The organism is Blastococcus sp. SYSU D00922 (genome assembly GCF_054050495.1).
In genome coordinates this window covers 284,029-305,216 of sequence record NZ_JBJGZL010000003.1, presented here as the reverse complement: position 1 = coordinate 305,216, position 21,188 = coordinate 284,029, and the positions used below count along the sequence as shown (strand labels likewise).

Annotated in this window: 21 protein-coding genes, 2 tRNA genes, 1 other RNA gene and 1 pseudogene; 14 read left to right on the top strand and 11 right to left on the bottom strand. The window is 73.6% G+C overall.

What is annotated here, in order from left to right; all coding sequences use genetic code 11:
* Positions 1–79 precede the first annotated feature (79 nt).
* From ACI78T_RS06455 to ACI78T_RS06440, 4 genes are read right to left on the bottom strand one after another with little or no spacing between them, the layout of a single operon-like run.
* Positions 80–1,267, bottom strand: a complete 1,188-nt coding sequence (locus ACI78T_RS06455) for a branched-chain amino acid ABC transporter permease (RefSeq protein WP_456557255.1) — start codon at positions 1,265–1,267, stop codon at positions 80–82.
* 2 nt (positions 1,268–1,269) lie between these two features.
* Positions 1,270–2,148 carry a branched-chain amino acid ABC transporter permease gene (locus ACI78T_RS06450; protein WP_456557254.1) on the bottom strand — a complete coding sequence of 293 codons (879 nt, stop codon included), beginning with the start codon at positions 2,146–2,148 and terminating at the stop codon, positions 1,270–1,272.
* Between the two features lie 36 nt (positions 2,149–2,184).
* Positions 2,185–2,955 (bottom strand): ABC transporter ATP-binding protein, encoded by a 771-nt coding sequence (locus tag ACI78T_RS06445; RefSeq protein ID WP_456557253.1) that lies wholly within the window; start codon positions 2,953–2,955, stop codon positions 2,185–2,187.
* Positions 2,948–3,745, bottom strand: coding sequence for an ABC transporter ATP-binding protein (locus ACI78T_RS06440; RefSeq protein WP_456557252.1), 798 nt, complete (start codon positions 3,743–3,745; stop codon positions 2,948–2,950). The genes ACI78T_RS06445 and ACI78T_RS06440 overlap by 8 nt, the downstream gene beginning before the upstream one ends.
* Before the next feature lie 256 nt (positions 3,746–4,001).
* Here ACI78T_RS06440 and ACI78T_RS06435 point away from each other — a divergent pair, with 256 nt between their 5' ends.
* Positions 4,002–5,219, top strand: coding sequence for a PucR family transcriptional regulator (locus ACI78T_RS06435; protein WP_456557251.1), 1,218 nt, complete (start codon positions 4,002–4,004; stop codon positions 5,217–5,219).
* An 86-nt stretch (positions 5,220–5,305) separates the two neighbouring features.
* Here ACI78T_RS06435 and ACI78T_RS06430 read toward each other — a convergent pair whose 3' ends face one another.
* Both ACI78T_RS06430 and ACI78T_RS06425 read right to left on the bottom strand, forming a co-directional pair.
* On the bottom strand, positions 5,306–5,539 hold the full coding sequence (locus ACI78T_RS06430) for a DUF2630 family protein (RefSeq protein ID WP_456557250.1): 234 nt from the start codon (positions 5,537–5,539) through the stop codon (positions 5,306–5,308).
* Between the two features lie 44 nt (positions 5,540–5,583).
* Positions 5,584–6,477, bottom strand: coding sequence for a prephenate dehydrogenase/arogenate dehydrogenase family protein (locus ACI78T_RS06425; protein ID WP_456557249.1), 894 nt, complete (start codon positions 6,475–6,477; stop codon positions 5,584–5,586).
* 38 nt (positions 6,478–6,515) lie between these two features.
* Here ACI78T_RS06425 and ACI78T_RS06420 point away from each other — a divergent pair, with 38 nt between their 5' ends.
* The 5 genes from ACI78T_RS06420 to ACI78T_RS06400 all read left to right on the top strand — a co-directional run bounded on the left by ACI78T_RS06420 (position 6,516) and on the right by ACI78T_RS06400 (position 8,950).
* On the top strand, positions 6,516–7,178 hold the full coding sequence (locus ACI78T_RS06420) for an O-methyltransferase (protein ID WP_456557248.1): 663 nt from the start codon (positions 6,516–6,518) through the stop codon (positions 7,176–7,178).
* Positions 7,175–7,666: a tRNA adenosine deaminase-associated protein gene (locus ACI78T_RS06415; protein ID WP_456557247.1), complete on the top strand. Its 492-nt coding sequence runs from the start codon at positions 7,175–7,177 to the stop codon at positions 7,664–7,666. Before ACI78T_RS06420 ends, ACI78T_RS06415 begins: the two co-directional genes overlap by 4 nt.
* Positions 7,663–8,310, top strand: a complete 648-nt coding sequence (locus tag ACI78T_RS06410; protein ID WP_456557246.1) for an HAD-IA family hydrolase — start codon at positions 7,663–7,665, stop codon at positions 8,308–8,310. Before ACI78T_RS06415 ends, ACI78T_RS06410 begins: the two co-directional genes overlap by 4 nt.
* Positions 8,311–8,386: 76 nt before the next feature.
* Positions 8,387–8,851: a nucleoside deaminase gene (locus ACI78T_RS06405; RefSeq protein ID WP_456557245.1), complete on the top strand. Its 465-nt coding sequence runs from the start codon at positions 8,387–8,389 to the stop codon at positions 8,849–8,851.
* Between the two features lie 10 nt (positions 8,852–8,861).
* Positions 8,862–8,950: transfer RNA gene (locus ACI78T_RS06400), tRNA-Ser, on the top strand.
* Between the two features lie 47 nt (positions 8,951–8,997).
* Here ACI78T_RS06400 and ACI78T_RS06395 read toward each other — a convergent pair.
* Together ACI78T_RS06395 and ACI78T_RS06390 are read right to left on the bottom strand one after the other, a co-directional pair.
* Positions 8,998–10,641, bottom strand: coding sequence for a serine/threonine-protein kinase (locus ACI78T_RS06395; RefSeq protein WP_456557244.1), 1,644 nt, complete (start codon positions 10,639–10,641; stop codon positions 8,998–9,000).
* A 31-nt stretch (positions 10,642–10,672) separates the two neighbouring features.
* Positions 10,673–11,020: a hypothetical protein gene (locus ACI78T_RS06390; protein WP_456557243.1), complete on the bottom strand. Its 348-nt coding sequence runs from the start codon at positions 11,018–11,020 to the stop codon at positions 10,673–10,675.
* Positions 11,021–11,180: 160 nt separating this feature from the next.
* Here ACI78T_RS06390 and ACI78T_RS06385 point away from each other — a divergent pair.
* Positions 11,181–11,265, top strand: a tRNA-Ser gene (locus tag ACI78T_RS06385).
* A 15-nt stretch (positions 11,266–11,280) separates the two neighbouring features.
* On the opposite strand, the pseudogene ACI78T_RS06380 reads toward ACI78T_RS06385, so the two are convergent.
* Positions 11,281–12,153, bottom strand: a pseudogene (locus tag ACI78T_RS06380) (DMT family transporter); the annotation flags it as partial.
* Between the two features lie 211 nt (positions 12,154–12,364).
* Here ACI78T_RS06380 and ffs point away from each other — a divergent pair.
* Together ffs and ACI78T_RS06370 are read left to right on the top strand one after the other, a co-directional pair.
* Positions 12,365–12,460: signal recognition particle sRNA small type (gene ffs, locus ACI78T_RS06375), an RNA gene on the top strand.
* A gap of 74 nt (positions 12,461–12,534) precedes the next feature.
* Positions 12,535–13,197, top strand: coding sequence for a YceI family protein (locus tag ACI78T_RS06370; protein WP_456557242.1), 663 nt, complete (start codon positions 12,535–12,537; stop codon positions 13,195–13,197).
* Positions 13,198–13,204: 7 nt separating this feature from the next.
* Here ACI78T_RS06370 and ACI78T_RS06365 read toward each other — a convergent pair whose 3' ends face one another.
* Together ACI78T_RS06365 and ACI78T_RS06360 are read right to left on the bottom strand one after the other, a co-directional pair.
* Positions 13,205–14,038 (bottom strand): hypothetical protein, encoded by an 834-nt coding sequence (locus tag ACI78T_RS06365; protein ID WP_456557241.1) that lies wholly within the window; start codon positions 14,036–14,038, stop codon positions 13,205–13,207.
* Positions 14,035–14,553, bottom strand: a complete 519-nt coding sequence (locus tag ACI78T_RS06360) for a SigE family RNA polymerase sigma factor (protein WP_456557240.1) — start codon at positions 14,551–14,553, stop codon at positions 14,035–14,037. The genes ACI78T_RS06365 and ACI78T_RS06360 overlap by 4 nt, the downstream gene beginning before the upstream one ends.
* A gap of 148 nt (positions 14,554–14,701) precedes the next feature.
* Here ACI78T_RS06360 and ACI78T_RS06355 point away from each other — a divergent pair, with 148 nt between their 5' ends.
* The 5 genes from ACI78T_RS06355 to ACI78T_RS06335 all read left to right on the top strand — a co-directional run bounded on the left by ACI78T_RS06355 (position 14,702) and on the right by ACI78T_RS06335 (position 21,188).
* On the top strand, positions 14,702–16,900 hold the full coding sequence (locus ACI78T_RS06355; RefSeq protein WP_456557239.1) for a DNA polymerase III subunit gamma and tau: 2,199 nt from the start codon (positions 14,702–14,704) through the stop codon (positions 16,898–16,900).
* 4 nt (positions 16,901–16,904) lie between these two features.
* Positions 16,905–18,062: an acyl-CoA dehydrogenase family protein gene (locus ACI78T_RS06350; RefSeq protein WP_456557238.1), complete on the top strand. Its 1,158-nt coding sequence runs from the start codon at positions 16,905–16,907 to the stop codon at positions 18,060–18,062.
* 64 nt (positions 18,063–18,126) lie between these two features.
* Entirely contained in the window at positions 18,127–18,465 is a 339-nt protein-coding gene (locus tag ACI78T_RS06345) for a YbaB/EbfC family nucleoid-associated protein (protein ID WP_456557237.1), read from the top strand.
* A 28-nt stretch (positions 18,466–18,493) separates the two neighbouring features.
* Positions 18,494–19,093, top strand: coding sequence for a recombination mediator RecR (gene recR, locus ACI78T_RS06340; protein WP_456557236.1), 600 nt, complete (start codon positions 18,494–18,496; stop codon positions 19,091–19,093).
* A gap of 451 nt (positions 19,094–19,544) precedes the next feature.
* Entirely contained in the window at positions 19,545–21,188 is a 1,644-nt protein-coding gene (locus ACI78T_RS06335; RefSeq protein ID WP_456557235.1) for an ABC transporter substrate-binding protein, read from the top strand.

The following is a 21,188-nucleotide window of genomic DNA, read 5'->3' as shown; positions in this document are numbered from 1 at the left end:
CTGGTGCGGCCCGGGCGTCGGTGCCCGGGAGTCTGGTTATCGGCAGTGCGCTGCGTGGGGCAGACGGATCGGGTCGTCCTCACCCCCCGCTCGAGGCGCGGGCCGCCGCCATCCGCCGCTTCGCCCGGTAGGTGAGCCAGCGGAGGCGGACGGTGCCGACGAAGCCCGCCGGGGCGAAGATCATCGCCACGATCAGGACCACGCCGTAGACGAGGGGCGCGAGCTGGGCGGCCTCGGTGTTGTCGAGGCCGAAGTCGGCGCCGACGTTGGTCACCCAGGGCGGCAGGAAGACCAGCAGTGCCGAGCCGAGCAGCGCGCCGAGCAGGCTGCCCAGACCGCCGAGCACGATCGCGGTCAGCAGCGAGAGCGAGAGCACCAGCGTGAACCCGCTGGGGGCGGCGAGGCGGACGACGAGCGCCAGCACCCCGCCGGCGAGACCGGCGGCGGCCGCGCTCACCGTGAACGCGAGCACCCGCCAGGCGCCCAGGTTGATGCCGGCCAGCTCGGCCGCCACCTCCTGGTCCCGGACCGCGCGCCACGTGCGCCCGATCCGGCTGCGCACCAGGTTCGCCAGCAGGAAGAACGTGATCAGCAGGCAGATCGCCCCGACGTAGGCCAGCCACTTCGTGTTCGTCGGCGAGTTGCCCGAGACGAACCCGATGAAGTCGTCGAAGACCTCCGGGGCCTGCGGAGCCCGCACGCGCAGGCCCTGCTCGCCACCGAGGACGGAGTCGAAGTAGAGCGCCAGGCCGGGCAGGCCGACCGCGAGGGCCAGCGTGGCGCCGGCGAGGTACGGGCCGTGCAGCCGCGCGGCCGCCACCCCGACCAGCGCACCGACCGCGGTGGCGATCACGACGGCCACCAGCAGGATCAGCGGGAGCGGCAGCGCCGCCTCGCGCTCCTGGAGGAACAGGGCGGTGGTGTACGCGCCCACGGCCATCAGCGCGCCGTGGCCGAGCGAGATCTGACCGTTGAGGCCGGTGAGCACGGTGAGGCCGCCGGCGGCGATGGCGTAGTAGGACAGCGTCGCCAGCTGGGAGTTCTGGAACGGGCTGGTGATCTCCAGGAGGATCACGGCGCCCACGGCGCAGAGCACGAGGATTACCAGGTGCCGCAGCAGGGTGGACTTCGGCAGGAAGGAGCGCCCGCCACCGGCCGCCTGGGCGGACGGCGCGTTGGCGGCGGCCGTGGCGGTCAGCGGCGCCTCGTCGGTGGCGGCCAGGGTCGCCGCGCCGTCGACGGTCGTGGGGGTCTGGGGGTCGGTCATCGTCATGCCCTCCGCGCGACGCTGCTGGCGAACAGCCCGCCGGGTTTCACCAGCAGGACGATCATCAGGATCACCAGCGCGGCGACGTTGACCAGCGCGCTGTCGAGGTAACCGCTGACGTAGCTGAGGGCCAGGCCGAGCAGCAGCCCGCCGACGATGGCGCCGACCGGGGAGTCGAGGCCGCCCAGCACCGCGGCGACGAAGCCGAACACGATCAGGCTGTCCATGTAGGCCGGGTAGACGAACTCGCCACCGGCGATGAGCAGGCCCGCGAGCGACCCGACGACCGCCGCCAGCGCCCAGCCGAGGGTGAGCATCCGGCCGACGCGGACTCCCAGCAGCCGGGACACCTCCTGGCTGAAGGCGGACGCCCGCATGGCCAGGCCGATGCGGGTGAAGCGGAAGAGCGCGACCAGCAGCGCCATCACGATCAGCACCGAGCCGATGATGTAGAGGCTGGTCGGCGTGACGGCGATCGTGGTGTCGCCGACCTCGAAGCCCCGGACGCCGAACGGCGTCGGGAAGGACTGGAACGACGAGCCGAAGATGACGGCGATCAGCGCCTGCAGCGCCACGAACAGACCCAGCGCCACGATGACGGCGTTGAGCTCGGGGCCGCCCTCGACCGGCCGGATGATCACCCGCTCGACGATCGCGCCGAGGACGAAGCCGCTGATCAGCGCGACGACGAACGCCACCCAGTAGGACTGGCCGTTGTCGATGAGGGCCAGCGCGACGAAGGTGGTGGCCGCGGCCATCGAGCCCTGCGCGAAGTTGACGATGCGCGTGGACCGCCAGATCAGCACCAGGGCCAGGGCGAAGGCGGCGTAGATCATGCCCTCGACCAACCCGGAGAGGGTGATGTTGATGAATTGCTGCACGAAGTGTGCCTTCCTGAACCGTGGGCGGCGGGCGGGTCAGAAGCCGAGGTAGGCGTGCCGGAGGCCTTCGTCGGCCATCAACGTGCGGGCCTGGTCGGTGACGACGACCCTCCCGAGGTTGAGGACGACGCCGACGTCGGCGACCGACAGGGCGCTGCGGGCGTTCTGCTCGACGAGCAGCACCGACAGGCCCTCGCGGTCGACCAGCTGCCGCAGCAGCCCGAAGATCTGCGCGACGATCCGCGGGGCGAGACCCAGCGACGGCTCGTCGAGCAGCAGGATCCGCGGCTGGGCCAGCAGCGCCCGGCCGATGACCAGCATCTGGCGCTCGCCGCCCGAGAGCGTGTGCGCGGCGTTGTTCTTCCGCTCGGCGATGCGCGGGAAGATGTCGTAGACGCGGTCGTACTCGCTCTTGGCGACCTTGCCGCGGAACAGCGAGCCGACGCGCAGGTTCTCGTCGACGGTCAGCTCGGCGATGACGCCCCGGCCCTCCGGCACGTGCGCCATGCCCTTGCTGACCATGGCCTCGACCGGCGCCTTGGTGATGTCCTCGCCGCCCAGCCGGACCGTGCCGGCCTGCGGGCGGACCAGGCCGCTGATCGTGCGCAGCAGCGTCGTCTTGCCGGCGCCGTTCGCCCCGAGGACGGCGGTGATCCTCCCGGCCTCGGCGCTCAGCGTGACGCCGTCCAGGGCGCGGACGGGGCCGTACGCGGACGTGAGGCCCTGGACCTCGAGCAGCGCCGTGCCGGGGGCGGTGGCGGTACCGCCACCGGCGGAGACGGCGGTGCTGCCGTGCGACTCAGGCATTCGACCCTCCGTTGGTGCGGGCCAGCTCGGCCGCGTCGGCCTCGACGTCGACGTCGTCGCCCAGGTAGGCCTCGGTGACGGCGGGGTTGGCCTGCACCTCGGCCGGCGTGCCGGCGGCGATCTGCTGCCCGGAGTCGAGGACGGTGATCTGGTCGCAGACCCGCATGACCAGGTCCATGTGGTGCTCGACGAGCAGGACGCTCATCCGCGACGTGACGCCGCGGATGATCTCGCCCAGCTCGTGCATCTCGTCCTCGGAGAGACCGGAGGCCGGCTCGTCGAGGAGGAGCAGCTCGGGGTCGGCGACCAGTGCGCGGGCGAGGGCGACGCGCTTCTGCACCGGGTAGGGGAGGCTGCCCGGGTAGCGGTCTGCGTAGCTCTCGGCGCCGAGCTCGACCAGCGCCTGCTGGGCGCGCTCGCGGAGCAGCTTGTCGTCCTTGTCGGCGGTGGGCAGCGCGAACAGGGCGGAGAAGAACCCCGCCTTCGCGTGCCGGTGCGCGCCGATCATCACGTTTTCGAGCACGGTCAGCCCGGCGAACAGGCCGACGCCCTGCAGCGTGCGCGAGATGCCCAGCTTCGTCAGCTGGCTCGGCCGGAGCCGGCGCAGCTCCTGGTCGCGCCAGGTGATGCGGCCGGCCGAGGGGCGCACGAGGCCGCAGGCGACGTTGAACAGCGTCGTCTTCCCTGCGCCGTTCGGGCCGATGAGCCCGTGCACCTGACCGGGCTCCACCGTCAGCGAGACGTCGCTGAGGGCGGCGACGCCGCCGAAGGCGACGCTGATCCCGCTCATCTCGAGCCGTGCGGTGGGCGTTCTTTCCTGGGGAGGCTGGCTGCCGGAGTGCGGAGGCGGCTGCGCCAAGGGGCCCACTGCTCCTCTTCGTCGGGGAGGGGTCGTCGACCGGCCCGCGGAGCGGTCGGCGACGATTGGGTCACGAGTACGTCCGTATGAGCTTGCCGGGCAGTGTCCGTCGTCACAATGGGCTGACCGCACAGTCATCGTGCAGGCGTGTTGTGCTGAGTGCGACGCGTCACGAGGAGGTGATCGAGTGCAACCGTTCCGGCCCGAGGTGTCGGCCCGGCTGGCGGAGCTGGCCCCGCTCCTGCTCGATCAGCTCGACGGCATGACCGACCGGATGCTCGACGTCCTGGTGCGCAGCGAGCCCTCCTACCGCGACGCGCTGGTGAACGGCGAGGAGGAGATGCGGGCGACGACCCGCGCCAACCTCGCCCGCGGTCTGCACAGCCTCATCGGCGCCGCGTCGGGCAACGCCCGGACCTCGCTGCGCGACGCCCGCGACGTGGGCCGGCGGCGGGCGGCGCAGGGCATCCCGCTCGAGGCGGTGCTGCGCGCCTACCGGCTCGGCGGTCAGGTGACGTGGGAGGCGCTGCTGGAGGTCTCGCGGCGCAGCAACCGGCACGACACGCTGCTGCTGGAGGTCGCCGGGTCGGTCTGGCGCACCAACGACGCCGAGTGCGCCGCCGTGGCCGAGGGCTACCGCGAGGAGCAGCGCCGGCTGGCCGGGGTCGACGACGGCGCCCGTCAGCAGCTCCTCGACGCGTTGCTGGACGGCCGCGGCGGCGACCCGGCGTTCGTGCGGACGGCGTCGGAGCTGCTCGCCGTCCCGCTGGACGGCCGGCTGGTGGCGGTGGTCGCGCTGCCCTGCCCGGACGGCTTCCCGTCGCTGGAGGCACCCACGGCCGCGCTGCTCAAGCGCGGGGTCCGCTCCGTCTGGGGCACCCGGAACGGGACGCAGGTGGGGATCGTCGCCCTGGGCAGCCTGACCGGCTGCGAGGTGATGGGCTGGCTGCGCGGGATGACCGCCGGCCCGGTCGGGGTCTCCGCCGTCGTCGAGGGCGCCGCGGCCGCCGGGTCGGCCTACCGGCTGGCCGAGACGGCGGCGCGCACCCTGCCCGAGGGCAGCACCAGCGTGGTCACCATCGACGAGCGGCTGCCCGAGGCGCTGCTGCGCAACTCCCCGGAGATCAGCTCCCGGCTGGTGGGGCAGTCGCTGGGCGGGCTGCTGGAGCTGCCCGCCGACGAGCGCGAGGTGCTGCTGGACACCCTGGCCGCGTTCCTGGCCTCCGACGGCTCGCCCACCCGCGCGGCCGACGAGCTGTACTGCCACCGCAACACGGTCATGCACCGGCTGCGCCGGATCGAGACCGTGACCGGCCGGAAGCTCACCGACCCCCGGTCCCGGTTGCTGTGGCAGCTCGCGCTGCTGGGCACCGAGCACCGGAGGCCGGCGAAGCGGTCGGCGTAGAAGAGGGCCTCTTCCGGTCTTCTCCGGCCCCGCTGCAGGGGCCCGCGCCGAGCGCGCGAGGCGCGGGGGGCAGCGGGGTCCTTCTACTACTGGAGGTAGTTCTCCACCGTCGACTCGGGGCGGGCGGAGGCCTCGTCGGGGTTCTCGTCGTACTGCCGCTTCGCGCGCCGCTGGCGCAGCAGGTCCCAGCACTGGTCCAGGTCTGCCTCGAGCTTGCTCATCCGGGCGCGCGTCTCGTCGGTGTGCTCGGCGTTCTCGCGGAGCTTGTGCTCCTCGTCCACCAGCGAGTGGATGCGGCTGAGGATGTCGGTCTCGTCCATGCCGACAGCCTGCCCCGCGGCGCCCGCGCGAAACAGGGCGGGTGTCACGCCGGGTCGGGCACGTACCCCTCGACGAACGCGGCCAGCCGGCGGGTGACCGCGCCCCCGGACCGACCCAACGACAGCAGGGCCGCCCGCTCGAGCGGGATCCGCAGGCCCCGCCGTCCCCGCTGCCGGGTGACGACGGCGTGACCGTCCTCGACCAGCTCCGGCCACGGCCGGGCCAGCTGCTCCTGCACGCGGGCCAGCGCGGCGGCGGTGGGCGCCGCGTTGCCCTCGACCATCGCCCGCACGAAGGCGGGATCGCTCCCGATGACCCGCGTGCCGTCGCGGAAGCTGCCGGCTGCCAGGGAGAGCGCGAGCGGTCCGGCCTGCCCCGCGGCGGCGGCGAGGGCGGCGGCCAGCAGGTGCGGGACGTGGCTGATCGCCGCGACGGCGTCGTCGTGCTCGGCCGCGGTGACGGGGACGACCTCCGCGCCCACCGCGAGCGCGACCTCGGCGACACGCAGCCAGCGGGGCAGCTCGGTGCCCGGTTCCAGGCAGAGCGCCCAGCGGGCGCCGGCGAACAGCCCGGGGTCGACGGCGGTGTGCCCGGAGCGCTCGGTGCCGCACATCGGGTGGCCGCCGACGAACCGGGCCCCGTACGTGCCGCCGAGCGTCTCCAGCACCGGCCGCTTCACCGACCCGAGGTCGGTGACGGTGGCGTCGCCCGCGACGGTCAGACCGTCGAGGGCGGTGGCCATCGCCGGCAACGGGACGGCGAGGACGACGACGCCCGACAGCTCGCGGGTGATCTCCACCCCGCAGGCCGCGGCGGCGTCCCGGGCGGCGGGGTCGATGTCCCAGCCCTGGACCGGTCGGCCGGCCTCGACGAGGGCGGCGGCGAGCGATCCGCCGAGCTGACCGAGGCCCACGACCGCCACCGGGGGTGCGGGCATGGTCGGCACCGGGAACCTTTCCGCCATGATCGGACCCTATGACCCCCCGGTCCTTCCTCCTGACCCCGGAGCTGGGCGACTACGTGCGCGCGTCGTCGGAGGCCCCTGACGACGTCGTCGCCGACCTGCTGCGCGAGACCGCCGAGCTGGCGGCCCGCGGCGAGGCGTCGCCGACGTTCCAGATCGCGCCCGAGCAGGGCACGTTCATGCAGCTGCTCACCCGCGCCCTCGGCGCCCGCCGGGCGATCGAGATCGGGACGTTCACCGGCTACTCGGCCCTGTGCATCGCCCGGGGCCTGCCGGACGACGGTTCGTTGGTCTGCCTGGACCGCAGCGCCGAGTGGACGGCGGTCGGGCGCCGCTACTGGGAGCGCGCCGGCGTGGCCGACCGCATCGAGGTCCGCCTGGGCGAGGCGCTGCCGACGCTGCGGGGGCTGCCCGCCCGGCCGACCTTCGACCTGGCCTTCGTCGACGCGGACAAGACCGGGTACGCCGCCTACGTGGAGGAGTTGCACGCACGGATGACGGACAACGGGGTGGTCCTGCTGGACAACACGCTGCGCGACGGGCGGGTCCTCGACCCGCAGGACGAGGACGACCGCGCCCTCACCGAGCTGAACGCCGCACTGGCCGCCGACCCGCGCTGGGAGACCGTGCTGCTGCCGCTGTCGGACGGCCTGACCATGCTGCGCAAGCGATGAGCGACGCGCGCACCAGCTTCGCGGTCCGGGTCAGCCGGCCCGGTGACCGGTGGCGGGTCGAACTGCTGGCCGAGGACGCGGGGGACGAGCTGCCCGTGCTCGAGCGCGCCCTCGGCGAGCCGGGGACCGACGGCTGGCCGCCACCGTTCGTCGTCGTCGTGGACTCGCGGCTGTACTTCGTCGTCCTCCGCCACGGCCCCGGCGGGATGGTCCGGGCGCTGATCTCCGACGCGACGATGCTCGAGTGGGTGCTGGCCGCCGAGGTGGTCGAGCGGTACGGCATCGGCGTCGACACCGACGGCGCGTTCGACGACGACGAGTCCGGCTGGCCCGGCGGCGACCTCGACGTGTTCTCCGACGACGGCCTGTCGCACGACGAGCTGCGCGCGATCGTCACCGCCGACGACCTCTGGGCGGACGAGATGGTGGAGCGGATCGCCGGCCGGCTGGGCTTCGCGGACGAGCTGGCCGCGGCGGTCGCACCGTGACCGTCTCGGCCGTGGTGTTCGACCTCGGCGGCGTGATCACCGAGAGCCCGATCACCGCCTTCACCTCGTACGAGCGGGAGGCCGGGCTGCCCGAGGGGCTGATCGTGCGCCTGAACTCGACCGACCCGGACACCAACGCCTGGGCGCGGTTCGAGCGCAACGAGCTCGACGTCGCCGGCTTCTCCGAGGCCTTCGAGGCCGAGGCGGCGGCCGCGGGGCACCGGGTGGAGGCCGCCCGGGTGCTGGCCGCGCTGCGGGGCGAGGTGCGGCCGGCCATGGTGGCGGCGGTGCGCCGGCTGCGGGAGGAAGGGCTGCCGCTGGCGCTGCTGTCGAACAACGTCGCGCCGATGGAGCGCACCGGGCCGATCGGTGAGCTGCTCGGGCTGTTCGACGCCGTCGTCGAGTCCTCGGTCGAGGGTGTGCGCAAGCCCGAGCCGGACATCTACCGTCGGGCGCTGGACCGGTTGTCCGAGGCGGTCGGCCGGACGGTCGAGGCGACCGACTGCGCCTACCTCGACGACCTCGGCATCAACCTCAAGCCGGCCCGGGCGCTGGGCTTCTCGACGATCAAGGTCGTGGACCCGTCCGTCGCGCTCGCCGAGCTCTCGGAGCTCGTCGGCTTCTCCCTGGACGGCGCCGCGTGACGCGGTCGAGGGTTTCCGCACGCTCTGCCTCTGCTTGCACCGGAAAGCAGAGGCAGAGCGTCGACGAGGTCACGTGGTGACCGTCGACCTCGACGGCGCGATGGGACGTGCCCTCGAACTGGCGGCCGCCGCGCAGGAGTGGGGCGACACGCCGATCGGCGCCGTCGTCCTCGGGCCCGACGGTGCGGTGCTCGCCGAGGCGGCCAACGAGCGGGAGAAGCAGGGCGACCCGACGGCGCACGCGGAGGTGCTGGCGCTCCGGGCCGCCGCGCGGGTGCACGGGGACGGCTGGCGGCTGACCGGCTGCACGCTGGTGGTCACCCTCGAGCCCTGCACGATGTGCGCCGGCGCCAGCGTGCTCGCCCGTGTCGACCGCGTCGTCTACGGCGCCGACGACCCGAAGGCGGGCGCGGCGGGCTCGCTGTGGGACGTCGTCCGGGACCGTCGCCTCAACCACCGGCCGGAGGTGACGGCGGGTGTGCGGGCCGAGGAGTCCGCCACGCTGCTACGTGCGTTCTTCCGCGCGCAGAGGGCCCTGTAGTCTCTTCGGCGGTGGCGTGTCCGAGCGGCCGAAGGAGCACGCCTCGAAAGCGTGTGAGGGCAACCCCCTCCGTGGGTTCAAATCCCACCGCCACCGCCAAGCACCACGACGGCGGCGTCCACACCAGTGGGCGCCGCCGTCTGCCGTCAGGCCGGGAAGTCGCTGTCGAGGATCAGCTGGTCGCCCTCGACGATGAGCGTGAACAGCCGCTGCGAGGTCTCGGTGCCGCCGCCGGCGTAGACGAGCTCCATCGTGGCCGTCGCGGTGTTCTGCCCGTCGACCGCCTGGATGTCGCTCAGGCGCACGTCCTCGAACTGGCTCCAGTAGTCGACGTAGTTCGCCTCGCTGATGTTGGCGCGCAGCGTCGGGCCCGTCCGTGCGTAGGCGGCGGCCGGGTCGGAGAGGACCTGGCGGTGGTAGTCCTCGAGAAAAACCCGGATGTTGTCCGCCGACAGCGGGTCGCCGTTCCCCTGACCGCTGTTGTCCTCGGCGTCCTCGTCGGCGTTCCCCTCGCCGGAGTTGTCCGTGGGGGATGGCTCGGTGGACGTCGACGGCGCCGCTGAGCTGGTCGCGGGAGGCGACTCCTGGGCCTCGGTCCCGCCGTCGCCACCGAACGGGTCGAGCAGCAGCACCGCGACGAGACCGGCGACCAGCAGCGCGACCACCCCGGCGGCGATCCAGGCACCCCGTCTGCGCTTCCTCCTAGGGCCGACGGACGGCCGGGGCGGAGGTTCGACGGGCGGGCGGTCGGCCACGGCTGCGGCCGTGCCTGCCGCCACGGCCGCCGGAGCGGCGGCCGGCGCGGGATCCGGCGTCGGGGTCGTCCGGGTCGGCGGCGGCGCCGAGGCGGTCGGTCCGGCCGGGAAGGACGCGGTGCGGTCACGGCCGGGACCGCTGGACCGCAGGTCGGTCCGGGCCAGAAGCACGGTGGTGGTGTCGCCGTCCCGCCCGGCGGCCAGCTTGGCCAGCTCGTCGCGGACCTCGACCATGGTCGGCCGGTCAGCGGGATCGGCGGCCAGCATGCGCAGGAGCGGCTCGGTGAGCGACCCGGCACGACGCGGCGGCACGATCGAGCCGCCCGCGACGCGGTGCAGCATCGCGAGGGCGTTGTCCTCCATGCCGAACGGCGGAGCGCCCTCGATGCTCGTGTAGAGCGTCGCGCCCAGGGAGAAGACGTCGCTGGCCTCGGTCATCGGGTGCCCCTGGGCCACCTCCGGCGCGAGGAAGGCGGGCGTCCCGGTGATCTGCCCGGTCTGGGTGAGCGTGACGTCACCGCTGGCGTGCGAGATGCCGAAGTCGGTGATCTTCACCAGGCCCTCGATCCGGCCGCCCTCGCCGATGAGGATGTTCGCCGGCTTCACGTCGCGGTGCACGATGCCTGCCGCATGCGTGGCGGCCAGCGCGTCGGCCACCTGGGCGCCGATCTGCGCGACCTGGTCCGACCGCAGGACGCCGTCCTCGGTGAGGACGGCGGCCAGGCTGCGGGAGGGCAGGTACTCCATGACCAGCCACGGCTGCCCGGACTCGAGTGCCACGTCGTAGACCGAGATGGCGTGCGGGTGGCTCAGCCGGGCGGCGATGCGGCCCTCGCGCAGCGCGCGCTGGCGCTGCTGGTCGGCCTCCTCCGCGCTGATGCCGACCGGGGTCAGGACCTGCTTGATCGCGACCTGCCGCCCCAGGAGCTCGTCGCGGGCGAGCCACACCGTGCCCATGCCGCCGCCGCCGAGCTGCCGTTGCAGCCGGTACCGGCCCGCGACGAGGCGGCCGGGAGTGGTGACGGGTCGGGTCATGGACGGCTCGGGGCGGCGGAGTCGGCCGCGGTCAGACCGCGGAGGGCACTCCGAACCGGCGCGCGTACTCCTCCTGGGCGCCGGCCGGCAGGGCGTCGTAGAGGTCACCGAGCTGCGAGTGCACCTCGGGGGAGAGGTCGTCGAAGATCTGCCGCCAGGTGGGCGGCTCGTCGTAGCTGCGGGTGAGCAGCAGCTCCCAGGCCTGGGACTGCCGGTCGCGCTTGCCCCGCTCGGCGAGGAACTCCGAGAGGTAGCGGTCCTTGGCGGCTGCCTTCTCCGCGGCCGTCGCACCCGGGGGCAGTTCGGCGGGGTCGTCCCCCTTGAGGACGCCGACGATCGCCTCGACCACCTCCGGTCGCACCTCGCCCGACTCGCTCATGTCCCTGCCTCCTCTCGCTCGTCCGTGCGCGGGCGTCGCTCGCCCCTCGTCTCGGGGCCTTCCCCTGCGGCCGGACGATCAACCACTGCGGTGCAGGATGCCGCACGACGGGCCGGTCCGTCGCGCCGGACCGCCCGCCCGGTAGCATCAGCGGCGCACTGGAGGATTCGCCTAGTGGCCTATGGCGCTCGCTTGGAAAGCGGGTTGGGGGCAACCCCTCGGGAGTTCGAATCTCCCATCCTCCGCAGGTACAGCCCCGCGACGGCGGCGAGCACGAGCACTCCTCCGGCCAGCGCGCCGGGGGAGAGCCGCTCGCCCAGGAACGCGGTCGCCAGCGCGGTCGCGGTCAGCGGCTCGAGCAGCGTGACGATCGAGGCCACCGCGCCCGGCACGGTGCGGATCCCGGTGAAGAACAGCCCGTACGCCAGGGCGCTCGGGACCGCGCCCAGGTAGAGCAGCACCCCCAGGGCGACCGGGTCGGTGGTGAACCGGAGGCCGGCGACCAGCGCGACCGGGGTCAGCAGCAGCGCCCCGCCGGCGAAGCCGACCAGGGTCACCGGGATGCCGCCGGGAACCCCCGCGCCGGCCAGGGTGACGACGGCGTAGCCGAGCGCCGAGCCGACGGCGAGCAGCGCGCCCAGGACGACCGTCGTCCCGGTGTCGGCGCCGGCGGAGATGCCGACCAGCAGGACGAGGCCCACGAGGGCGACCACCAGCGCGACGAGGGTGGCGCCGTCGGGCCGGCCGTGGCCGAGCACCGTCGCGCCGACCGCGATGAGCAGGGGCGCCAGCCCCAGCGCCACCAGCGTGGCGATGCTGACGCCGGCCTGGGCGACGGCGGCGAAGTAGGCGAGCTGGTAGGCGGCCAGCCCGGCCGCGACGAGGCCGAGCCGGACGGCGGTTCCCCGGCTGAGCGGCGGGGTGGTCGCGGCGCGTCGCCTGCGCGAGGCGGCGAACGCGGCGAGCAGGACGACCGCGCCGATGGCCATCCGGTGCCAGGCGATGTCGAGCGGTCCGAGGTCGGTGCGGTCGGCGACGATCGCGCCGCTGATCCCGGAGGTGCCCCAGCAGAGGGCGGCCAGGACGACGAGCAGGAAGCCGCGGCGGGCCGCGGGGAGGACGGGGGAGGACATGACGCTCCTGGATCGGTTCCGGGTGGGGAGTCGGATCCGGAGCACGGCGTGAGGGCCGGCGGCCGAGCGGCCGTCCGGCAGGGCGTTCAGCCCGCGGTGCTCCGGGTCAGGAGCGCGGCGGAGGGAGGACGAGCGCGTGCCGGGGCGTCATGGCGCCGAAGGGTAGCGGGAGGCGTCGTCGGCTGTCTGCCGCGTTCCTCTACAGTGGGCTCCAGACCCCTCGTGTGGCGTCATCCTGTGAACCTCCCCAGGGCCGGAAGGCAGCAAGGATAAGCGGGCTCTGGCGGGTGCGCGGGGGGTCCTTTGCTTTCCCGGCTCTGCTCCCAGGTCCCTGCCAGGTTCGTGCGCTTCGATGCATGAACCTTCACGCAGAGGAGTCCCATGAGCCGCCGCGCCTGGATCCTGGTCGCCGTCCCCGTCGTGCTGCTGCTGGGACTGGTGCTCGGGCCGCTGGCGTACGCGGCGCTGCAGGACGACGCACCCGCCGCGCAGACCGTGCAGGTCCAGCCGGAGGACGCCGAGCTCGCCGCCGACACCGACGGCACGTGGTCGGTGGCCGAGGGCTCGACCGCCGGCTACCGGGTCGACGAGGTGCTCAACGGCGCCGACGTCACCGTCGCCGGGACGACCGACCAGGTCAGTGGTTCCGTCGTCGTCGAGGCCGGCGAGCTGACGTCCGCCGAGGTCACCGTCGACGTCGCGAGCATCACGACCGACAGCAGCCGCCGGGACGCCTACTTCCGCGACAGCGTCATGGACGTCGGCACCCACCCGACCGCGACCTTCGCGGTCACCGAGGCGGTGGAGCTGCCCGAGCTGACCGGCACGCCGGTGACCGTGCCGGTGGGCGGCGAGCTCACGCTGGCGGGCGTGACGCGGCCGGTCGAGGTCGAGCTCTCCGTCGTACGCACCCCGGACGGCGTCGACGTCTCGGGGTCGATCCCGGTGACCTTCGCCGACCACGGCATCGAGGCACCGAACCTGGGCTTCGTCCGCGTCGAGGACCGGGGCGCGGTCGAGTTCCTCCTCCACCTGGCGCTGTGACCGGGGCTCACCAGGTCTCGGCGGCGAGGTCCACCAGGGCGAGCAGGCCGCCGGCGGCCGCGTCGGGGTCGGCCGCGGTGCCGCCCTCCGCGGACAGCGACCAGTAGCCGGCGCCGGTGCTGTCCGGCACGCGCAGGGTCCACGTCGTCCCTACATCGGCCGGGCAGAGGGTGAGCGCCGTCAGCTCGACCGTGCTGGGCATGGCCCGCGGGTAGCAGTCGTCGTTCACGGCAGAGCGGTCGACCTCGCGCACCATCTCCTCCTTCGCCTGCTCGGGGGCGAGCGAGATCCGCAGCGTGAGCACGCCAGCCGACCACGCGCAGCCGCCGACGAGGTCGGTGCCGTCCCCGGCCGTCACCGGGGAACCGAGCAGCTCGGCGAGCCGGGCCGTCGCCTCCGGACAGCCGCGCAGCGCGGGAGCGCGCAGGTCCAGCGGCGGGGTCCGCCCCGCGAGGGCGTCCGCGATCGGCTGGCTGCGGGCGAACTGCCGCTCCGCATCCGCCTGGTCCAGCTCCTGGTCGGCCAGTGCGTTGTCGATCACCGCCTCGTCGCGGTCGCGGGTGGTCGTGGCCGCGGGGACCGAGGAGGGCGTCGTCGACGACGACGTCCCGGCCACCTCGCCCGAGGACGGACCGGCCAGAGAGCCGACGGCTGCTGTGACGCCGACGGCCGCGACGGCCACCGCGACCGCCGCCGAGGCGAGCGCGATGCGCGTCCGCCGGATGCGGCGGTACCGCCCGCGGGCGCCGTCGACCTGGCCCGCGACGTCGATGGACGGCGCCAGCTGGTCGGCCAGCTCCACCAGGCGCGAACCGAGGAGGGACGTCTCGGAGTCGCTCACGGGTTCCTCCTCGAGACGGGCGGGCGCTCGTCGGCGCGCAGCAGCGCGCGCAGCGCGGCGAGGCCCTTGGTGACGTGGTTGTTGACCGTGCTCCGCGAGCAGCCCATGACCTCGGCGGTCTCCGCCTCGCTGAGGTCGTCGAAGAACCGGAGGACGACGGCGGCGCGGACGCGCGGGGAGAGCGTGAGGAGCGCGGCCCGCATCTCGTCGGTGTCGGCGTGGGCGGCCTGCAGGTCGCCGTCGGCCCGGTCGGGGATCGTCTCGATGACCCGCTCGGTGTTCATCAGCCGGCGGGCCCAGCTCAGGTGCGCGTTGATGAGCAGCCGCCGCACGTAGGCGTGCGGGTGGTCGGCCTGCCGCACCTTCGACCAGGAGCCGTACGCCTTCGCGAGCGCGGTCTGCAGCAGGTCCTCGCCGAGGTGCCGGTCGCCGGTGACGAGGCAGGCGGTGCGCAGCAGCTGCGCACCGTGGTCGACGACGAAGTCGGTGAACTCGTCGTCACGTGGATCGCGCACTGGCCCTCCGCTGGTCGCCGTCATCAGGTGGACGCCGTGGGCGCGGCCGGCCGCCCCATACCGGGAGGTATCGGTTCCACAACGGGGGATCGGCACCGTGCGCGGGGAACTGCGCCGTCGCGTCGGTGGGGGCACGTAACCTCGCGGCGTGGCTCTGGCGCTCTACCGCAAGTACCGTCCGGCGACCTTCGCCGAGGTGGTCGGGCAGGAGCACGTCACCGCCCCGCTGATGAACGCGGTGGACGCCGGCCGGATCAACCACGCCTACCTGTTCAGCGGCCCGCGCGGCTGCGGCAAGACGTCGTCGGCACGCATCCTCGCCCGCTCGCTGAACTGCGAGCAGGGGCCGACGTCCACGCCCTGCGGCGTCTGCGAGTCGTGCATCGCCCTGGCGCCCGACGGCCCCGGCTCCCTCGACGTCATGGAGATCGACGCGGCCAGCCACGGTGGTGTCGACGACGCCCGTGACCTGCGCGAACGTGCCTTCTTCGCGCCGGTGAACAGCCGGTACAAGGTCTACATCGTCGACGAGGCGCACATGGTGACCACGCAGGGCTTCAACGCCCTGCTCAAGGTCGTCGAGGAGCCGCCGGACTTCCTCGTCTTCGTCTTCGCCACCACGGAGCCGGAGAAGGTCCTCCCGACCATCCGCTCGCGCACCCACCACTACCCGTTCCGGCTCGTGCCGCCCACCACGCTGCGCGGCCTGCTGGAGAAGACCTGCGAGGCCGAGGGCGTGCAGGTGGAGCCGACCGTCTACCCGCTGGTCGTGCGCGCCGGCGGCGGCTCCGTCCGCGACTCGCTGTCGATCCTCGACCAGCTGCTGGCCGGCGCCGGCCCGGAGGGCGTCACCTACAAGAGCGCCGTCGGCCTGCTCGGCGTCACCGACGACGCGCTGCTCGACGAGACGATCGACGCGCTGGCCGCGCACGATGCCCCGGCGGTGTTCCGCGCCGTCGACCGCGTGGTCGAGGCCGGCCACGACCCGCGCCGCTTCGCGACCGACCTGCTCGACCGGCTGCGCGACCTGATCGTGCTCGACGCCGTCCCCGACGCGGGCGGCAACGGGCTGCTGGACTGCCCGCCCGACCGGCTCGACCTGATGAACCAGCAGGCCTCGGCGCTCGGCTCGGCCACGCTGTCGCGGATGGCGGACACGGTCCACGAGGGCCTGACCGAGATGCGGGGGACCACGGCGCCGCGGCTCCTCCTCGAGCTGGTCTGCGCCCGGATGCTGCTGCCGGCCACCGACGACGGCGCCGCCGCGACCCTGCAGCGCCTCGAGCGGCTCGAGCGGCGCATGTCGATCGCCGGCGAGCACGCCGGGCGCCCGGAGGCGGCGCCCGTCCGCGAGGCCCCGCCCGTCCGGGAGGCCGCACTCGCCCGGGAGGCCGCGCCCCGTCCCGCCCCGGAGCCGGCCGCTCCGGCTCCGGCCGCTCCGGCTGCCGGGCCGCGCAAGGAGTACGTGCGGCCGTCGCAGCGCACCGAGGCCCCGGCGCCCGCACCCGCGGCCGCGTCGGCTCCGGCGCAGGCACCCGCTGCCGACGACTGGCCCGAGACCGTCCGGCCGGGCAGCGGACGGGGCAAGCCGGCCGCCGCTCCGGCGCCGGCCGCCCCGCCGGTCGCACCGCCGGCCGAGCGTCAGCCCGTCCGCGCCGCCTCGAGCGAGCCGGACATCCCGCTGCCGCCCGAGCCGACCGACGACGAGGACTGGCCGCACCCGGCCAGCCCCGCCGCCACGCGCGCGGCCGCGGCCCGGACCGACGCGGCGGGGACCAGGCCGCCCGCGTCTCCACCCCGCGCGGCCGCCGAGTCGTCGCCCGCCCCCCGCGGCGGCGAGCCGACCCCGGTGGTCTCGGCCAACCCCGAGCCTGCGGCGGAGGACGGCGAGCTCACCACGACCGACGTCCGCCGGATGTGGCCGGAGCTGCTCGGCGTCGTCAAGAAGCACAAGCGCACGACCGAGGCGCTGCTCAAGAACGCGCAGGTCCACCAGCTGGCGGGCGGGGTCCTGACGCTGGCGACGTCGTCCCCCGCGCTGGCCCGCCGCCTCGGTGACGACTTGAACAAGGACGTGATCCGGGAGGCGCTCAACGAGCTGCTCGGCGTCCGCTGGCGGGTCGAGGCAGTGGTCGAGGGTGCCGCCGCGGCGACCGGGCAGGCCGTGCCCCCGGCGCAGGCGCAGGAGGCTGCCCGCGCCGCGGAGGCTGCCGAGGCCCGGGAGCTCATGGCCGAGCGGGCTGCCGACGCCTCCGGCGACCGCGAGCCGCAACCGGTCGTCGACCCGGAGCAGGCCGCGCTCTCGCTGCTCAAGGCCCAGCTGGGCGCGCACCCCGTCGACGGCTGAGCCGGTGAGCGCGCGCGACCTCCCCGACGACGAACGGGCGATCGTCGAGGCCGTCGCGCGCTGGGTCGACCGCGAGGTGCGTCCGCAGGCAGGGCGCCTCGAGCGGGCGGGGGAGTACCCGGAGGCGCTGATCGACCAGATGAAGGAGATGGGGGTCTTCGGGCTCGCCGTCCCCGCCCGCTGGAGCGATTCCGCCGTCTCCACGCGCTGCTTCGCGCTGGTCACCGAGGAGCTGGCCCGCGGCTGGATGAGCCTGGCCGGGGCGGTCGGCGGGCACAGCGTCGTCGCCCGGCTGCTGGCGCGGCACGGCACCCCGGAGCAGCAGGAGCGGTGGCTGCCCCGGATGGCGACCGGCGAGGTCCGGGCCGCCATGGCGCTCACCGAGCCCAGCGGCGGCTCCGACCTGCAGGACATCCGCACGCGGGCGGTGCGGGACGGCGACGCGTACGTCGTCGACGGCAGCAAGACCTGGATCACCAACGCGCGGCACGCGGGGCTGATCGCCACGCTGGTCAAGACCGATCCGCAGGCGCGGCCCCGGCACAGCGGCATCAGCATCCTGCTGGTCGAGCCGGGCCAGGTCGACGTCTCCCGCGACCTGCCCAAGCTCGGCTACCGCGGCGTCGAGTCGTGCGAGCTCTCGTTCGCCGGCTCGCGGGTGCCGGCCGGCGCGCTGCTGGGCGGCGAGGAGGGGCACGGCTTCGCCCAGTTCATGTCCGGCCTCGAGCTCGGCCGGGTGCAGGTCGCCGCCCGTGCCGTCGGGGTGGGGCAGGCTGCCCTGGACGACGCGCTCGCCTACGCCCAGCAGCGCGAGACGTTCGGCAAGGCGATCTGGGAGCACCAGTCGGTCGGCAACCTGCTCGCCGACATGGCCACGAAGGTGCACGCCTCCCGCCTGCTCGTGCTCGACGCCGCCGCGCGGATCGACGACGACCGCCGCAGCGACCTGGAGGCCGGGATGGCCAAGCTGTACGCGTCGGAGGCGTGCATGCAGGTCGCCCTGGACGCGATGCGCATCCACGGCGCCGCCGGCTACTCGGCCGAGCTCGACGTCGAGCGCTACTTCCGCGACGCGCCGCTGATGATCGTCGGCGAGGGCACGAACGAGATCCAGCGGAACGTCATCGTGCGCCGCCTGGTGGAGCGCTCGCGGGAGAGCTGAGGCCGGAGGGACGACGACGCCCGGCGTGCCGCTGCGCGTCGTATCCGCGGCCTACTCTCGTGGCATGTTCCCCGGTGGTCAGCCCGACATGGCTCAGCTCCTCCAGCAGGCGCAGCAGATGCAGCAGCAGCTGGTCGCCGCCCAGGAGGAGCTGGCGCGCACCGAGGTGACCGGCTCGGCCGGCGGTGGCCTGGTCACCGCCACGATGACCGGCAGCGGCGAGGTCACCGCGGTGACCATCGCGCCGGCCGCCGTCGACCCCGAAGACCTGGAGACCCTGCAGGACCTCGTCGTCGCCGCGCTGCACGACGCCAAGCGGGCTGCCGACGAGCTCGCGCAGAACACCATGGGCCCCCTCGCGGGCGGCCTGGGTGGCGGCGGCCTGGGCCTGCCCGGCTTCTGACCGCCTCCCCGGATCGCAGAGGAACCCCGTGTACGAAGGTGCCGTCCAGGACCTGATCGACGAGCTGGGCCGGTTGCCCGGCGTCGGCCCCAAGAGCGCGCAGCGCATCGCTTTCCACCTGCTGTCGGCCGAGTCCGCCGACGTCGGCCGCCTGGTGCAGGCGCTGACCCGCGTGCAGGAGAACGTCCGCTTCTGCGTGACCTGCTACAACGTCGCCGAGGCCGAGCAGTGCAAGATCTGCCGCGACCCGCGCCGCAGCGACGACGTCCTGTGCGTGGTCGAGGAGCCCAAGGACGTCGTGGCGATCGAGCGCACCCGTGAGTTCCGCGGCCGCTACCACGTGCTCGGCGGGGCGATCAGCCCGATCGACGGCGTCGGCCCCGACGACCTGCGGGTCAAGGAGCTCATGACCCGGCTGATGAGCGGCGTCGTCACCGAGCTGATCATCGCCACCGACCCCAACCTCGAGGGGGAGGCGACGGCCGCCTACCTGGCGCGGCTGGTGTCCCCGATGGGGCTGGCCGTCTCGCGGCTGGCCAGCGGGCTGCCGGTCGGCGGCGACCTGGAGTACGCCGACGAGGTCACCCTGGGACGGGCCTTCGAGGGCCGCCGCCGCATCGACGCCTGAGGCGGGCGCCCCCACTTCGGCGAAGTAGGGGCGTGGCTCCGCGCGCGGGGCCCTGGGTGTCTGCTCACGGCGGGCCCCCACTTCAGGGAAGTAGGGGCCTGGCTCCGCGCGCAGGGCCTTGCTTCGGGGAAGTTGGGGCCTGGGTCCGCGCGTCGGGAAGTCGAGGATTGATCCGCGGCCCTTCTTCGGGGAAGTGGGGGCCTGGCTGCGCGTGTGGGCCCCTAGTTCGGGGAAGTTGGGGCCTGGGAGCGCCGGGGCGGGCGGCGTGTCGCCCGGACGGGTGCGTGCGCGTGTTGCGCCTCACGTCGCGCAGTCACGAGCGGGTAACACCTTTTTCGCAGGACTCCTTACGGCGTTGCCCAGGTGTTAGACCTAGATCCTCCATTGGCCCTGGCGGCCTCGTGGCGCCGCGGGCGCCCGTCGCGCCGCCGTCACGAAGACAGAGGTACGGATGACTCCCCGATCGAGCAGCCGTCGGCGCGTCGTCGCCACGGCGGGCGTCGCGGCGACGGCCCTGGTGCTGGCCGCGTGCGGCGGCAGCGACGGTGACAGCGGCGGCTCCGAGGGCGGCGGCGGTGGCGGCACGCTCACCATCGGCACGACCGACAAGGTCACGACGCTCGACCCCGCGGGTTCGTACGACAACGGCTCGTTCGCCGTCATGAACCAGGTGTTCCCCTTCCTGATGAACACCCCGCTCGGCAGCCCCGACGTCGAGCCCGACATCGCCGAGTCGGCCGAGTTCACCTCGCCGACCCAGTACACGGTCACCCTCAAGCCCGACCTGAAGTGGGCCAACGGCAACGACCTGACCAGCTCCGACGTCAAGTTCACGTTCGACCGCCAGCTGGCGATCGCCGACGAGAACGGACCGTCGTCGCTGCTCTACAACCTCGACAGCGTCGAGACCCCCGACGACACCACCGTCGTCTTCAACCTGAAGTCGGAGAACGACCAGGTCTTCCCGCAGATCCTGTCGAGCCCGGCCGGCCCGATCGTGGACGAGGACGTCTTCTCGGCCACCGAGCTGACCCCGGACGACGAGATCGTCGACGGCAACGCCTTCCACGGCCAGTACGTCATCACCAGCTACGACCTGAACAACCTGGTGTCGTACGAGGCCTACCCGGACTACCAGGGCATCCTCGGCGAGGCCAAGACCGACCAGGTCAACGTCAAGTACTACGCGGACGCCTCGAACCTGAAGCTCGACATCCAGGAGGGCAACATCGACGTCGCCTTCCGCAGCCTGTCGGCCACCGACATCGAGGACCTGCGCGGCAACGACGAGGTCAAGGTCGTCGACGGTCCTGGCGGCGAGATCCGCTACATCGTCTTCAACTTCAACACCCAGCCCTACGGCGCCACGACGCCCGAGGCCGACCCGGCCAAGGCGCTCGCCGTCCGTCAGGCGGTCGCGAACCTGATCGACCGCGAGGAGCTGGCCGACCAGGTCTACAAGGGCACCTACACCCCGCTGTACTCCTTCGTCCCCGAGGGCCTGACCGGCGCCACCACGCCGCTCCAGGAGAAGTACGGCGACGGCAGCGGTGGCGCGGACCCCGACAAGGCCGCTCAGGTCCTCGAGGCCGCGGGTGTCGAGACCCCCGTCCAGCTGAGCCTGCAGTACTCCAACGACCACTACGGCCCGTCGTCGGGTGACGAGTACGCGCTGATCAAGGACCAGCTGGAGTCCACCGGCCTGTTCACGGTCGACCTGCAGACCACGGAGTGGGTCCAGTACTCCGAGCAGCGCACCGAGGACGTCTACCCGGCCTACCAGCTGGGCTGGTTCCCGGACTACTCGGACGCCGACAACTACCTCACGCCGTTCTTCCTCACGGAGAACTTCCTGAGCAACCACTACGAGAACCAGCAGGTGAACGACCTGATCCTGCAGCAGGCCGCCACCGCCGACCCCGCCGAGCGCCAGGCCCTGATCGAGCAGATCCAGGACCTCGTCGCCGACGACCTGTCGACGGTGCCGTACCTGCAGGGTGCGCAGGTCGCCGTCACCGGTGCGGACGTGGAAGGCGCCGAGGACACCCTCGACCCGTCCTTCAAGTTCCGCTACGGCGCGCTCAGCAAGGGCTGA